Genomic DNA, 14,777 nt, shown 5'->3' with positions numbered 1-14,777 from the left:
GGTTACACAATGGACAAGCTACGTAAATACCCAGACTCTCCCTTAACGACTGAAGAATGGAACCAGCTGGATGCAACTGTCGTTGACATGGCTCGCCGCCAATTGGTAGGCCGTCGTTTTATCGATATTTATGGACCATTGGGTGAAGGCATCCAAACCATCACCAACGATGTGTACGAGGAATCCCGTTTTGGCGGTCTCTCCCTGCGTGGAGAATCACTGGAAATGACACAGCCTAGCCGCCGTGTCAGCATGACGATTCCGATCCTGTACAAGGATTTCATGCTATACTGGCGCGATGTTGCTCAAGCACGCACACTGGGCATGCCTTTGGACATGAGCGCGGCTGCCAACGCAGCTGCTGGTGGTGCACTGATGGAAGACGATCTGATCTTCAACGGTGCGGCAGAATTTGACCTCCCAGGTCTGATGAACGTAAAAGGCCGCCTCACCCATCTGAAGAGCGATTGGATGGAATCTGGCAATGCTTTTGCCGATATCGTGGAAGCACGCAACAAGCTTTTGAAAATGGGCCACAGCGGTCCGTATGCACTGGTTGTTTCTCCTGAGCTCTACTCTCTCTTGCATCGCGTGCATAAAGGCACCAACGTGCTTGAGATCGAGCATGTTCGCAATCTCGTTACAGATGGTGTCTTCCAATCCCCTACCATTAAAGGCCGTTCCGGCGTTTTGGTAGCGACTGGCCGCCATAATCTCGACCTGGCGATTGCAGAAGACTTCGACTCCGCATTCCTCGGAGACGAGCAAATGAACAGTCTGTTCCGTGTGTATGAGTGCGTTGTATTGCGCATCAAGCGCCCAAGCGCAATTTGCACCTTGGAAGAAACAGAAGAATAGGAAGCTCTTTGGCACACCCATTGACGATTCTCGTTGTGGGTGTGTTTTATAATAAGAACGTCCGTTCCGAACTATCAAAACAATCTGACACAAATGTCATTGGAGGGCTTTTTATGAGATGCGAGGTCAATGGCGTCAACCTTTATTATGAGGAGATTGGAAGCGGTTTTCCTGTCGTGATGATTCACGGATTTTCGCTGGATCACCGCTGCATGACTGGTTGTATGGAACCTATTTTTGAGAAACGCCCAGGATACCGACGACTTTACATAGACCTGCCGGGAATGGGGCAAACGGAAAACTACGAGCATATCCACACCACGGACGATATTGTGGAGGTTGTCCTCGCATTCATTAATCAGCTCATTCCAGAAGAGCCCTTTTTCATTGCGGGTGAATCATACGGCGGATATCTTGCGCGAGCGGTTATCGAGAAGCGCCGGGATCAAGTAAAGGGCGCCCTTTTCATCTGCCCGAACATCATTCCTGATAAAGAAATGCGTACACTGCCGGAGAAACCCGTCCTAGTAGAGGAGCCTTCCCTCTGGGAGCAGTTGAGTGAGACTGAACGAGCAGAGTTTGAGTCGATGGCGGTGGTAGCTACCGAATATACGTGGAACCGCTATAAAAAAGAGATTGTCGACGGCTACATGCTGTCTGACCCTTCTTTCCTCAGCAAAATCAGACAGTCGTATGGTGTTTCCTTCCCATTAGATACGGCTCCCTTTGTCCACCCGAGTCTTTTTGTTGTAGGCAAACAAGATCATTCTGTCGGCTATCGCGATATTTGGGATATCATCGAAGGCTATCCTCGCTCTTCTTTTGCCGCTCTCGATTGTGCCGGACACAACTTGCAGATTGAGCAGCCGCTTCTGTTTACCGAGCTTGTGAATGAATGGTTGGATCGGACGCACCGAGACAGTAAATGACGAAGCACTGGTGTAATATGTATGAAAAAGACAACCCTCCTAATGGAATGGTTGTCTTTTCGCTTTTTTCCTATGAGTGTGCGACAAGCGTTTCGCTGTAGGCGTGGAATGCTTTGCCCAGTCGTGAAATCGCAAGCTCCGTGTCTTCGCGGTTCAAGAGCGTATAGTTCAAGCGCATCGTATTAACTTGCGGCTCAGCTGCATAAAACGGCTTCCCTGGCACGAATGCCACGCCTTCCTGTACGCAACGGGCCAGCAGCTTCTCTGCATCCACGTGCTCCGGCAGATTCACCCAGAGGAACATCCCGCCTCTTGGTTTTTCCCACTGTACACCCTCCCAGTTTTGCGCGACCAGGAGCTCATGCATCCATTCCATGCGCGCCTTGTAGGACTCACGGATTTTCTCAATGTGTCGCTCCAGATCAAAACGGGACAACAGCTCATACAGGGCGTACTGGTCAATTGTGCTGGACTGCAAATCTATTGCTTGCTTCGCCTTCACCATCATTTGAATCACGCGTGTATCTCCAATGGCCCATCCGGTACGCAAGCCTGGCGCGACAATTTTGGAAAATGTACTGGTGTACACCACACAAGAATCGGTCGGATGTTCATCCAGTGAGAAAATCGAACGGTACGGTGCTTCCCCATCGAATTGGATCTCTCCATACGGATCATCTTCTAAAATGAGAATGTTTTGCGCCTTACATTGACGAAGCAAACCGAGACGGCGTTCGAGACTCCATACCTTTCCTGTCGGATTGGCAAAGGTAGGAATGACGTACACCATTTTCGGACGGTACTGGGCAATTTTTTTCGCCAGATCGTCCAAATCCATCCCATCAGCATCACCGTCTACGGGAATTGCTTTGATTCCCCGGAATTGGAACAATTGAACCGCTGCCAAATAGGTAGGGTTTTCAACGAGAACGACATCGCCTTCGTCTAAATATACGCGACACAACAAGTCTACTGCTTGCTGAGAGCCCGTTGTGATGATCATATTATCTACATCGACGTTCATATGCTTCTGCTTCATGCGGGATGCAATCCACTCCCGAAGCGGTAAGTATCCATCAGTCAATCCGTACTGGAGAGCTTTTGCTCCTTGATCGAATGCACGGTTAAACGCCTCGCGCATCTCCGCGATTGGAAAAGAATCCTCTGCTGGCAGTCCACCCGCGAGCGAGAGCACTTGATTACTTTGGGTAAGCTTCAAGATTTCCCGGACAGCCGAGGAGGATAGTGCTTCGACAGATTTTGAAAATTTGTACTCCATGTTCCGTTCCCCCTTGATTTTGCTTATCCTTGTTTTATCACTCTCCCTCGCGTAAGTCCAATCCTTGCTGGCTATGGGTAGATAGGTTTTGACTATGTCGAGCGGTTGTTCAATCGATAGTTTTGGCACAACGCATGCAAAAAACCCCTCTTCGCATCAAACGAAAAGGGGTCCATATGTATATGGCTAGGTCATTCTAGGCGATGCGGAACACACGCGGTTTTTCTGTGTGTGGCAGGAAAGACAGGTCTACTTGCGTGGACGCTTCTTCCATTCCAATATCATTTGCCAACAGCAGTGCCTCTTCCTGGAAGGTCGGCGTACAGCTGCCTTCATTCAGTTCACAGAGACGCTTCAATCGCTTCATTCTCTCAGCACATTTCTCTGCTCTCATGCATTCATTGGTCAGTTCACAAACATTGACGTGACGTGCATCAGCGATCATGCTGATATCATTGACATGAACAATCAGTCTTTTGCCTTCTTCTGTCACGAAGCCGATCGAGCAAAAATGCGCACCTGACATTTCCAAACGAGTGAGAACAGCATTGGCGTAAACTTCTCCCGTCCGCAAGCGAATCTGGCCTGCTTCAATGGCTCCACCGATCTTACGCTCGTTGGCGATCACCGTATACATATCCGTGTAACCGTTAATCTGATAGCGCATGGTACCCTCCCGCTCTCGTTGAGACTAATTATCATTAACAATGACATCGTATAATGAAAATCATTATCTGTCAATAATGAGAATGATTTTTATTCTACACAAAAAAACCACACCCCATTTACAGGGGAGTGTGGCCGAAATTCCTTACACTTACTTTGTTTTTGTAAACAACCCCAACCGCTCAATCCGCTGAACCGCCTCCGCGAGACGCTCTTCATTTGATAACAGGGCCGCTCGTACATAGCCCTCACCTGTCGGACCGAAGCCATTACCTGGTGCTACGACAACATGCGCTTTTTCCAAAAGTAGATCAGAGAATTCAACGGACGTGAAGCCACTTGGTACGGGAAGCCAGGCAAAAAACGAGCCTTGTGATGGCGGCGCCTGCCAGCCAATTCTGTGAAGATTGGAGTACAAGGCATTGCGGCGGCTTTCGTAGACTGCGACGAGATCGCGAACGCACTGCTGCGAATCCGTCATCGCCTTGGCTGCCGCCATCTGTACCGCTCCGAACAGACTGACGAAGTAATGGTCTTGAATGAGATTGATCAAACGAACCAGCTCGCGATTTCCTACCATAGCACCAACACGCCAGCCTGCCATGTTGTACGTCTTGGACAAGGTATAAAATTCTACGCCCACTTCTTTTGCTCCCGGAACCTGCATGAAGCTGACCGGCTTTTTCCCGTCATAGCTGATCGCCCCATAGGCGAAGTCATGGCAGACGACGATTTCATGCTTTCTTGCAAAACGAATCGTTTCCTCATAAAACTCCAGTGGCGCGTTGACTGCTGTCGGATTGTTCGGATAGTTGAGAAACATCAGTTTCGCTCGATCCAGATCAGCTTGGGAGAGCTGGCTGTAGTCTGGCAGGAAGTCATTTTCCGCCTTCAGCGGCATCATGACCATCCGTCCGTTGACAACAGCAACACCCGACCAATAATCCGGATAGCCTGGGTCTGGAACCAGCGCAACATCGCCTGCGTTCATAAGGACTTGGCAAATCTCTACGAGTCCAGTTTTGCTGCCGAACAAAATCGCTACTTCTTCCTCCGGATCGAGGTCCACATCAAATTCTTGCTTATACCAATGAGACACTGCCTGTTTCAGTTCCACACGTCCCTGAAAAGGCGGATATTTGTGATGGAGTGGTTGTGCCGCTTGCGCCTGTAATTCTTCAATAATATGCGGCGGCGTCGGCAAATCGGGATTACCCTGGCCCAGGTTGATGACGTCATGGCCTTGCGCAATGACCTTGTTTACTTTTGCCACCAGCGTCGCAAAAAACTGGGTAGGGAGTCTATCAATCATGTCGGAGGGTTGGATACGCATCTTTCTTCCATTCCTTTCTTCGGGCCAATACAGTAAAACCCCCTTTTTCCATACAGAAAAAGGGGGAGATCAGCTTGGTCACGTCCTTATCTGTCAGGAAAAATCCTGCTGGAATTGGCACAGCATCTGTCCATCACATGGAACAGATCCGCTGCCGGGCTTCATAGGGCCAGTCCCTCCACCTCTCTGAATAAGTCAAACACACGGAATATACTGTTTTTTCGTCTATATCATACTACTTGAGCACGTAAACCGTGTCAAGATGCTTGATTCTGTACGGGTACCTGATGCCTTCTTTTTTGAAAAGATGTGTGGAAGGCAAAGAATGCGACAGACAACAGACACAAGCCTGCCATCACGAACAATAGTCCCTGCGCATGAATCGATTGGAAGATAAATGCGCCAAGTAATGGGCCGACCATCCGCCCTGCCGAACCAGTCCCTGCAATCAATCCCTGAATGAAGCCTTCTCGTCCCTCTGGCGTAAACTGTGCCGCCACTGCGGGTACTGCTGGCCAGACGAGCATTTCTCCCAGCGTCATAATGAACATGCCTGCGACAAAGCCTGCATAAACCGTCGACTGAGACAAAATTAACATCGACAAGGCAAAAATATAAGCACCCAAGAGCATTTGTGCTTTTAGCGTGCGGGCAAAGCGTCGAATCACCCACGCAATCAGCGGCTGACCAAACAGGATCAAACCACCATTCAATGTCCACAACAGACTGTATTGACGAAGAGAAATGCCCAAGGATTGCATGTAGGTAGACAGGACCGTCGTCCATTGTACATAGACAATCCAGCTAATGAGCAACCCTCCGCATAAGAGCAGCAGCGCTCCCCATACGACCTTGGTCTGTTGCTGTGGTTGTCGTAGAAGTTCGCCCTCTGCTTGTTCGGGAGCAATCGCCTGCAATTGACGTTTTTGCTCTGCCAGTTTTAACTGACGCGGCAAAATGAGCATGAACATCGTCAGCACAATTACTTGGGAGATCGCATTTCCGAAAAACGTCCAAGCAAACGAAACACTTGCCAAGAAGCCGCCTAAAGCAGAGCCGGCGGCTACACCCACATTGAGGGAGACGTAAATCAGATTGATTCCTTTCCGACCTCCCTCCGGCCATAAAACCACTGCCAGTGCATTCATAACGGGAGAAAGGGATCCATAAAACAGTCCATTCAATAATAACAGGAGAACATATACGGTAAAATCTTGTGTAACACCTAAACTGACGGAAATAAGCATTCCCCCGATGGAGCCAACAACAATGGTGCGCATTTTGCCCCAGCGGTCAAAGAGCATACCACCGATAATACTTCCGATTAGGAATGCGCCTTGATTTAAAAGCAACAAGAAGCCGGCTACGGTCAGCGGCTTTCCAAGATGATTATGAATATAGATCGTGACCAACGGCCAGATGCAAGCCATTCCGGTAGAAAAAATGACGGCAGCAATCGCCAATAAACGAATGCTGCTCGGATAGGATTCCCATTTTTGCCTCATGGCTTACTTCTCTCCCCGATGGAAATCGCCGCTTTTTCCGCCTGTTTTGGATTGCAGACTGGTCGGACCGATTATCATTTCTTTATCCATGGCTTTGCACATGTCATACACCGTCAAAGCAGCTACGCTGACAGCGGTCAACGCCTCCATCTCGACGCCTGTTTTCCCTGTCGTCTTCACGGTTCCTGTAATCGCAAGCGTCGTTTCATCTACAAAAGCAAATTGTATGTCGATGCCAGTCAATGGCAGCGGATGACACATCGGGATGATTTCCCACGTCTTTTTGGCAGCCATGACACCTGCTACCTGTGCAACAGCAAGCACATCGCCCTTTTCGATTCGACCTTCGCGGATTCGGGCGAGTGTTTCGGGTTTCATGCTAATTTGGCTCTCGGCTACAGCCACCCGTTTTGTAATGTCTTTCTCAGATACGTCCACCATCCGAGCCCGATTTTGTTCATTAAAATGTGTTAATTGATCAGTCATACTAGTATCGTTCCTCCTCTATCTCCTCCTACCTTACCCCCGCTGCAGGATAAAAGCAATGGGAATGTAGAGGACATTGTTTCATTATCTTGCTCATCTACTCCTAAAAACGTACGAAGAACAGGTGCTGGAGGTATACTGTGCCTACACAGCTCAAAGGAGGCGTATGGAAGTGGAAACGATGAAAGATCAGACGATACGTTGGACCATGCTGACGAATGAGGATTGGACGATTTATTTGGCTGCAACGACTGCCGGACTTTGTTATGTCGGCTCGGTCAACCAGCCTTTTGCTGAATTGGAAACGTGGGTTAAAAAGCATCGCCCACAAAGTGCTCTGGTGCAAGACGATCAATGGCTAAAGCCTTTTGCAGCAGAAGTGATGGAGTATTTGCAAGGAACACGCGAGCACTTTTCCATGGATTGCGACCTGTCTGGAACGCCTTTTCAGCTCGCTGTCTGGAAGGCACTGCGCCAAATCCCATACGGTCAAACGGCATCGTACACCGACATTGCAAACATCATTGAAAAGCCTGCTGCTGTTCGTGCAGTCGGTGCAGCAATCGGTGCCAATCCGGTTCTCATTACAGTCCCCTGCCACCGTGTTGTTGGTAAAAACGGTTCACTGACCGGCTATCGTGGAGGACTGCCTATGAAGACAACTCTACTTGATCTGGAGAAAAAGACGAATCGGGGTGTAAAGCATGGCTAGTTCTCTGCCAGAAAGGATCGCTGCACTTGACTGGCATTCCCTGCAACAGGAGTTGGACGAACATGGGTATGCTTCTTTTCCTTCCTTAATAAGCACAGATGCGTGCGAAGAATTAATCGCTACGTATGGACAGGATGACTTTTTTCGCAATACGATCCAGATGGCACGCTACCGTTTCGGTGAAGGAGAATATCGGTATTATCAGGCTCCCCTTCCCTCGCTTTTGCAGGAGCTTCGCGAAGGCTTTTATCCGATGCTAGCACAGACTGCGAATCGGTGGCTGGAAATGCTTGGACGCGAAGCTAATTATCCTGCTACCCTCCCTGAATTTTTGGCGCAATGTCACGACCAGGGTCAACTGCGCTCCACTCCATTGATTTTGAAATACGAAACGGGCGGCTACAATTGTCTACATCAGGATATGTACGGGGAGGTGTTCTTCCCGTTTCAAGTCGTGTTTGCCTTGAATCAGAAGGATCAGGACTACACTGGTGGTGAATTTTTGCTGATGGAGCAACGACCGCGCGCACAGAGCCGGGGACATGTGATAACCTTGGACCAAGGCGCTGGACTGATTTTCCCAACATCCTATCGTCCTGTTCAGGGAACGCGAGGCTACTATAAAAATACGCTGCGCCACGGCGTCAGCACGATTACTTCAGGAAAGCGCTACAGCCTCGGGATTATTTTTCATGATGCAAAGTGAGGAACGCCCCATATGAAAAGCATCCTTTCCTATAAAACGCCGAAAACCCTCCTTAATAAAGGAAGCGGATTTCTTGCGGACTATACCCACTCGCTCAATCCGTATACGGGCTGTTCTTTCGCCTGCTCCTATTGCTATGTTCGACAAATGCCTGTCTCATTGTTTCGCAACGAGCAATGGGGCAACTGGGTCGACATTAAGCAGCAAGCCGCCGATTTATTGCGCAAGGAGCTTTTGCGGGCAAAGAAAAAAGGAAAGGTGACCATCTTCATGTCTTCTAGTACAGACCCCTACCAGCCCATCGAACACACGGAAAAGGTAACGAGGTCTTTACTCGAAGTCATGGTAGAGAATCCACCCGATTTTTTGCTGGTCCAGACGAGAAGTCCCTTGGTTTGGCGAGATACCGACTTGTTGCTCCTGCTGGGTGATCGCGTACGCGTCAGCATGACCGTCGAAACCGATTTGGAGGAGATTCGCAGGCACTTTAGTCCACAAGCTCCCCCCATCCAAGCGAGGATCAAAACACTTCAACGTTTGGCGGAAGCAGGTATCCCCACACAAGCAACCATTGCGCCAGTTTTGCCAAGCAGTGAGTCGTTCCCACAGATGTTGCGTCCCTTGGTAACACGGGTCTGTATCGACGATTTTTATATGGGAGATGGCAGCGGCGGTAAACGAACGAAGCGAAACGGCATTCCCGCTCTCTATGAACAGCTTGGACTGGAACAATGGTATGATCCTTCCGCCTATCGGATCGTCTATGATCGGCTAGTGCGTGTTTTTCCCCCGGACCAGATCTATTTAAGTCAAGAAGGCTTCGCCCCTTAGAATCAACCGCTGTTGAAACACCCCATTCATTGGCAACTTTGATCGGTTTATGATATCGTCTAGCCTAGAGTGTAGTATCATCCAGGGAAATGAGGAATTGTCTTGACCATTACAATCTTGTTATTTGCCGGACTCGCCGAGCGTGCGAATGCCCGGGAAGTACAGTTGACCCTATCTGAAGGCGCGACCGCTAGCGATCTTCTGCAAGCAGTGGAAAAAGAATATCCTGCGCTCTCTGCGCTTTTGGGCAGTTGCTTTGTCTCTATCAATCATGAATATGCGGCGAAAAATCAGGTCATTTCAGCTGACGACGAAATTGCCCTCTTGCCTCCTGTAAGCGGCGGAGAAGAAGACCCGCGCTTCGCCATTACCGAGGAGCCTATTTCCGCGGACAAGCTGGTTCGTCTGGTGAGCAACCCGCATGCAGGCGCGGTCCTTACTTTTGTCGGAACTGTTCGGGAATTTACCCATGGTCAACGCACGGTGTATTTGTCCTATGAAGCTTATGCCCCCATGGCTGTTGAAAAAATGAAGCAGGTCGCAGCAGAGATCGAGGAACGATGGCCGAAAGCTCAAGTCGCAATGCACCATCGTATCGGTAATTTGGCTGTAGAAGAGATTGCGGTTGTTTGTGCCGTTGCAACAGCGCATCGCAATGAATCGTTTGAAGCAGGCCGTTATGCCATCGAGCGACTCAAGCAGATCGTTCCCATTTGGAAAAAAGAAATGTGGGAAGATGGCAGTGAATGGAAGGGACATCAGCAAGGACCGTGGAATCCGCTTGCGATGCCAGAAGGAAAGGTGGAGTAACGTTTTGGATACTCGCTATTCCCGTCAGATATTGTTTCATCCGATCGGGCGCAGTGGGCAGGAAAAGCTCGGGCAAAGCCGTGTAGCGATCGTCGGCATGGGAGCGCTCGGAACCGTACTCTCCAATCATATGGTTCGTGCTGGAGTAGGTTTTGTCCGCATTATTGACCGCGACTTCGTCGAACCGAGCAACCTGCAGCGTCAAATGCTCTACGACGAATCCGATGCAGCCGAACATTTGCCAAAAGCAATCGCCGCTCACGCCAAGCTGTCGAAGATCAACTCAGCCGTCACCATCGAACCGATTGTTGCAGACCTCACCGCTTACAATGCGGAGGAATTGCTGGCAGATGTCGATCTCATTCTGGATGCGACTGATAATTTTCAGGTGAGATATCTCGTAAACGATGTTTGCGTCAAGCATGGTATTCCGTGGGTGTACGGTGGTGCTGTGAGTGCGACCGGAACCTTTACCGCGATTCGTCCGGGGACCACGCCTTGCTTGCGCTGTCTTTTCCCTGAAGCACCAAACCCGGGTGAGATGCCTACGTGTGACACAGCTGGCGTCATCGGACCGATCATTCACATCGTCGCCTCCTATCAGGCAACAGAAGCATTCAAGCTGTTAGTTGGTGCGACTGATGCGCTTAATCCAAATTTGGAGCACTTCGAGATTTGGCATAACTGCCATCAGCAAATCAAGGTGGTCAATGCCCGCCGAGACGACTGCCCGACATGTGGGCAGAAGCAATTTTCGTTTTTGCAGCCGGATACTCAGGATGGGCAAGCTGTTTCGCTTTGTGGTCGAGACACCGTACAAATCTCGCCCGCCGCTGCCATCACACTTGATCTGAATGCACTGGCTGATAGACTATCCCCCTTGGGACAAATCGAGCAAAACAAGTTTTTGCTGCGTTTCCGTGTCGATACGTACACGCTCGTCATTTTCCCGGATGGTCGTGTCCTCGTGCAAGGCACTGATGATATCAGCGTAGCACGCTCGCTCCATGCCAAGTACATCGGCGCGTAACTGGTTTATCCCTAATGAAAATAAGCTGTCCCAGACCGTCACCAAGACGAAGGGGCAGCTTTTTTATGCGGTTTGATCAAATACAATCGTAAACGTCGTCCCTTTCCCTACCTCACTATGAACGGTTATCGTGGCTTGATGTAAATCGATTATTTTTTTCACGATCGCTAGCCCCAGGCCACTGCCCGAATTGGCTCGGTTCCGCGATGGGTCCGCCTTGAAAAATCTTTCGAAAATGCGCTCCTGATTTTCCTTGGATATCCCGATTCCCGTGTCGATCATTTTCACGAGCACTTGTCCATTTACTGTCTCCAGCTTCACGCTGATTTTCCCGCCTGCTCCCGTGAATTTGATGCTGTTGCCAAGCAAGTTGGTCCAGACTTGGTTCAGCATATCTTCGTCGGCAACGATTTCGACTTTTTCCAAGTCAATGTCCATTTCGATATCTTTGTCCATCCATTGCGGTTCGCATGCCAGGATGATTGCACGTAGTTGCGTGTCCAAACGATACCGTTTCCGCTCTAAATCATGGTGGATGCCCTCTAGTGCCGTGAGCTTTAGCAGGTTGTCACTGATTTTGGACAGTCGCTTGCTTTCCGACTCAATAATCTCCAAGTAACGCTTACGCTCTTCTGGGCTAAGTCTTTCATTGTGCAGGGCGCGAGCAAACCCACTGATGGACGTCAAAGGCGATTGAATTTCGTGGGAAACATTGGAGATGAACTCCTGCCGCAGTTTCTCCATCTCGTTTAATTGCTCCGCCACGTGGTTAATGCCCTCCACCAGCTCCCCCCATTCGTGCGCCAGCTTGATATCGAGGTTGACCCGAAAATCCCCCATGGCAATCCGTCTGAGCGCATCAATTAATGGTTGAAACCTGCCCCGATGCCTCGGCATGGTGAAGAAAGAAATGATCATGCCTACCCCGATAAACAAAATGCAGCTCAAAACTGAATTGACCAACGCTTTTACAAGATCATGGGGATGATAGCCCATATAGCCATAAAAGAGAGAGGTAATCCCGTATGCACCTAGCCCGCACACGGCAAAAACAGCACATAAGCCCACTACGCCTGCGATTTTCAGCAAAATATGGGAACGTTCTGGCCTTCTCTTTTTCATACGACGATCTCCAAACGATAACCAAGTCCCCGGACCGTCCGGATTAAAAAGCCGTACTCGGCTTCCGGAAAACGCTCCCGCAATCGGTTGATATGCACGTCTACTGTTCGCTCATTTCCTTCAAAATCATACCCCCAGATTTGTTCGATCAGTTGCTCGCGGGAAATGGTCTGCCCCGGATAGCTGGCCAGTTTGAACAACAGCTCGAACTCCTTTAGCGGGATGGTCCATGTCCTCGTACCACTGCCGACTGCAAACGTTTTACGATCGAGTAACAGTCGTCCTGCCTGAACCTGATGCAAAGCGGCAATCCGGTAACGCTTGAGCAGCGCTTTTACCCGAACTACCAGCTCCTGCGGATCAAACGGCTTCACCAAATAATCGTCTGTCCCTAGCTCGAAGCCTTTGATTTTTTGTGATGTCTCTCCCTTTGCAGTTAGCATGAGCAAGGGAAAATCATAATGCTTGCGAAGATGCCGACACAGCTCCCAGCCGTCCATGTTCGGCATCATGATATCAAGAATCACCAGCTGTGCGGCAACCGACTCCAGTTTATCCAATGCCTCCTGTCCGTCAGCGGACTCCACGATATCAAAACCTTCATTGCGTAAAAAGACACTGACGAGCTCGCGAATATGCGGATCGTCGTCGACTACCATAATCGTGGTCACATTCTACACCCTCTCTTTTACGAGCAATTGCTGACTAGCCAATTCCTGGTACATCTCATGGGTTTGAAAAAGCTCTTCATGTGTGCCCATACCTGTGATTTTTCCCTTTTCCAAAAAGATGATTTGATCGGCATCCACTACCGTCGACAAGCGATGGGCTATCACGAGTGTGGTACGTCCCTTCATTAAATTTTGCAAAGCCTTCTGGACGATCATCTCGGAGTTACTGTCCAAGCTAGAGGTCGCTTCATCCAGCATCAAGATTTGCGGGTCCCGAAGCAGTGCACGGGCAATGCCGATTCGTTGGCGCTGTCCGCCCGATAGCTTCATACCTCGCTCCCCTACTTCTGTCTCATAGCCATTCGGCAATTCCTCAATAAATTGATCGGCATAGGCCATCTTTGCCGCCTGCTTCAGTTCCTCTTCGCTAATCGCCCGTGAAATCCCGTAGCCAATATTTTCTCGGATGGTTCCGGCGATCAATGGACTTTCCTGGGACACGTAGCCGATTTGACTTCTCCACGACTTCAAGGAAACATCCGTGATAGGATCATTGCCCAGCCTGATTTCTCCACTCAGTGGCTGGTAGTACCTTTCAACCAGGGAAAACAACGTCGTCTTGCCGCTGCCGCTCGGTCCGACAATCGCATTTACTTTTCCGGCCCCAATCGTAAAGCTGACATCATCGAGAATCTTTTCCCCGTTCTCATACGCGAAGCTCACATGGTTCACATGAATCGGCAGCCCTGCGTTTTCAAGCGTCCTTCCTGTCAGGAGATCTTCTTCCTCGGCTTCCAGAGTCGCAATGATTCTTTCTGTGGCCCCCATGGCTTTTTGCAAGGAGGTGAAAAACTGTGTGAATTGCCCCATCGGTATGACAATTTGCACCAGATACAAAATAAACGCCACCAGCTCACCAGCTGTCAATGCTCCCGAGGACACCCGCATGCCTCCATAGCCGATGACAACCACGAGCAGCACCATCAGGATAAAGGACATTAACGGTCCAATGACAGCTTGGACTCTTCCTTCTTTCAGTCCGAATCGGAATAAATTCCCGATTGCCTTTGTTCCCATCCCCAGTTCGGGTGTTTCGGCATTGGAAGATTTGACGAGCCGCATCTCTTGAAGCACTTGATTCATAATCGTGGTAAAGCTGGCTGTCTCATCTTGCAGTCCTTTTGAAATTTTGTACATCTGACTGCCAAGCGGCATGAGAATCCCGATGCACAACGGCACAGCAACCAGCATCGTTAAGGTCATTTGCCAATCGAGGTATAGCAAAGTCACAACGGAACCAACAATCGTGATCAATCCTGTGAAAAAGCCGGACAGTTGATCACTAATCAAGTTTTTCACGACGCCTGTATCATTGGTCATTCTACTGATCGTTTCACCTGTCCGGTTGTTATCATAGTAAGAGATGGGCAGAACGAGCAGTTTTTTCCAGAGACGTTCACGGAGTGAGGCCACCACACTCTCACCTACATGATTTAATAAGTAGATAGACAGCCCTCCCGCAATGGCTTGTGCGATAAAGGCAACGATTAAAAGAATAATCTGTCCTGTCGTAATCGTAGATAAGGAAAAGCTGTCCACCAAATCCTTCGTAAACAACGGAATAACTAGGCTAACCAGTGTGGTGGCAATGCTCATGAACAACGCGACACCGATTTTTAGCTTGGAAGGCTTTGTTTCCGTGATTAATCGAAAGAAAGGGCGCCAGTTTCCCCATTTCGCTACGCTGTTTGTCTGTTCCATTCGTTCATTTCTCCCCTTTTCCTCCACTCTTTTCACTTACAAGAGATAAGATACGGCATGAATGTAAACGAAATATAA

At 49.4% G+C, this 14,777-nt stretch carries 15 protein-coding genes and 1 riboswitch; of the genes, 7 read left to right on the top strand and 8 right to left on the bottom strand.

What is annotated here, in order from left to right:
* Positions 1-9: 9 nt before the first annotated feature.
* Positions 10-858 (top strand): family 1 encapsulin nanocompartment shell protein, encoded by an 849-nt coding sequence (locus tag C7R93_RS07325; RefSeq protein ID WP_007721249.1) that lies wholly within the window; start codon positions 10-12, stop codon positions 856-858.
* A gap of 113 nt (positions 859-971) precedes the next feature.
* Positions 972-1,787: an alpha/beta fold hydrolase gene (locus C7R93_RS07320; RefSeq protein WP_106838197.1), complete on the top strand. Its 816-nt coding sequence runs from the start codon at positions 972-974 to the stop codon at positions 1,785-1,787.
* 70 nt (positions 1,788-1,857) lie between these two features.
* On the opposite strand, the gene C7R93_RS07315 is transcribed toward C7R93_RS07320, so the two are convergent.
* The 5 genes from C7R93_RS07315 to moaC all read right to left on the bottom strand — a co-directional run bounded on the left by C7R93_RS07315 (position 1,858) and on the right by moaC (position 7,056).
* Entirely contained in the window at positions 1,858-3,066 is a 1,209-nt protein-coding gene (locus C7R93_RS07315; protein ID WP_106838196.1) for an aminotransferase-like domain-containing protein, read from the bottom strand.
* Positions 3,067-3,262: 196 nt separating this feature from the next.
* A complete protein-coding gene (locus tag C7R93_RS07310; RefSeq protein WP_106838195.1) occupies positions 3,263-3,733 on the bottom strand; it encodes a hypothetical protein in 471 nt (156 codons plus the stop codon).
* Positions 3,734-3,883: 150 nt separating this feature from the next.
* On the bottom strand, positions 3,884-5,065 hold the full coding sequence (locus tag C7R93_RS07305; protein ID WP_106838194.1) for a pyridoxal phosphate-dependent aminotransferase: 1,182 nt from the start codon (positions 5,063-5,065) through the stop codon (positions 3,884-3,886).
* 83 nt (positions 5,066-5,148) lie between these two features.
* Positions 5,149-5,262, bottom strand: a riboswitch (SAM riboswitch).
* 60 nt (positions 5,263-5,322) lie between these two features.
* Entirely contained in the window at positions 5,323-6,570 is a 1,248-nt protein-coding gene (locus C7R93_RS07300) for an MFS transporter (RefSeq protein ID WP_106838193.1), read from the bottom strand.
* Between the two features lie 3 nt (positions 6,571-6,573).
* Positions 6,574-7,056 (bottom strand): cyclic pyranopterin monophosphate synthase MoaC, encoded by a 483-nt coding sequence (gene moaC / locus C7R93_RS07295; protein WP_106838192.1) that lies wholly within the window; start codon positions 7,054-7,056, stop codon positions 6,574-6,576.
* 172 nt (positions 7,057-7,228) lie between these two features.
* Between moaC and C7R93_RS07290 the strand changes: the two genes are divergently transcribed.
* From C7R93_RS07290 to C7R93_RS07270, 5 genes are all read left to right on the top strand, one after another.
* Positions 7,229-7,768, top strand: a complete 540-nt coding sequence (locus tag C7R93_RS07290) for a methylated-DNA--[protein]-cysteine S-methyltransferase (RefSeq protein WP_106838263.1) — start codon at positions 7,229-7,231, stop codon at positions 7,766-7,768.
* Positions 7,761-8,474: a 2OG-Fe(II) oxygenase gene (locus tag C7R93_RS07285; protein ID WP_106838191.1), complete on the top strand. Its 714-nt coding sequence runs from the start codon at positions 7,761-7,763 to the stop codon at positions 8,472-8,474. Before C7R93_RS07290 ends, C7R93_RS07285 begins: the two co-directional genes overlap by 8 nt.
* Positions 8,475-8,486: 12 nt before the next feature.
* A complete protein-coding gene (locus C7R93_RS07280; RefSeq protein ID WP_106838190.1) occupies positions 8,487-9,305 on the top strand; it encodes an SPL family radical SAM protein in 819 nt (272 codons plus the stop codon).
* 102 nt (positions 9,306-9,407) lie between these two features.
* Positions 9,408-10,115, top strand: a complete 708-nt coding sequence (locus C7R93_RS07275) for a molybdenum cofactor biosynthesis protein (protein ID WP_106838189.1) — start codon at positions 9,408-9,410, stop codon at positions 10,113-10,115.
* 4 nt (positions 10,116-10,119) lie between these two features.
* Positions 10,120-11,145, top strand: a complete 1,026-nt coding sequence (locus tag C7R93_RS07270) for a ThiF family adenylyltransferase (protein WP_106838188.1) — start codon at positions 10,120-10,122, stop codon at positions 11,143-11,145.
* 63 nt (positions 11,146-11,208) lie between these two features.
* Here the strand turns inward: C7R93_RS07270 and C7R93_RS07265 are convergent, their stop codons facing one another.
* From C7R93_RS07265 to C7R93_RS07255, 3 genes are read right to left on the bottom strand one after another with little or no spacing between them, the layout of a single operon-like run.
* Positions 11,209-12,267, bottom strand: coding sequence for a sensor histidine kinase (locus tag C7R93_RS07265; protein ID WP_106838187.1), 1,059 nt, complete (start codon positions 12,265-12,267; stop codon positions 11,209-11,211).
* Positions 12,264-12,938 carry a response regulator transcription factor gene (locus tag C7R93_RS07260; protein ID WP_106838186.1) on the bottom strand — a complete coding sequence of 225 codons (675 nt, stop codon included), beginning with the start codon at positions 12,936-12,938 and terminating at the stop codon, positions 12,264-12,266. The genes C7R93_RS07265 and C7R93_RS07260 overlap by 4 nt, the downstream gene beginning before the upstream one ends.
* A 3-nt stretch (positions 12,939-12,941) precedes the next feature.
* A complete protein-coding gene (locus C7R93_RS07255; protein WP_106838185.1) occupies positions 12,942-14,699 on the bottom strand; it encodes an ABC transporter ATP-binding protein in 1,758 nt (585 codons plus the stop codon).
* Between the last annotated feature and the right edge of the window lie 78 nt (positions 14,700-14,777).

This window comes from Brevibacillus fortis (genome assembly GCF_003013395.1).
In the GTDB taxonomy this organism is placed as follows: Bacteria; Bacillota; Bacilli; order Brevibacillales; family Brevibacillaceae; genus Brevibacillus; species Brevibacillus fortis.
Note: the sequence above shows the minus strand (reverse complement) of the source record. Positions and strands in the feature narration are given on the sequence as shown.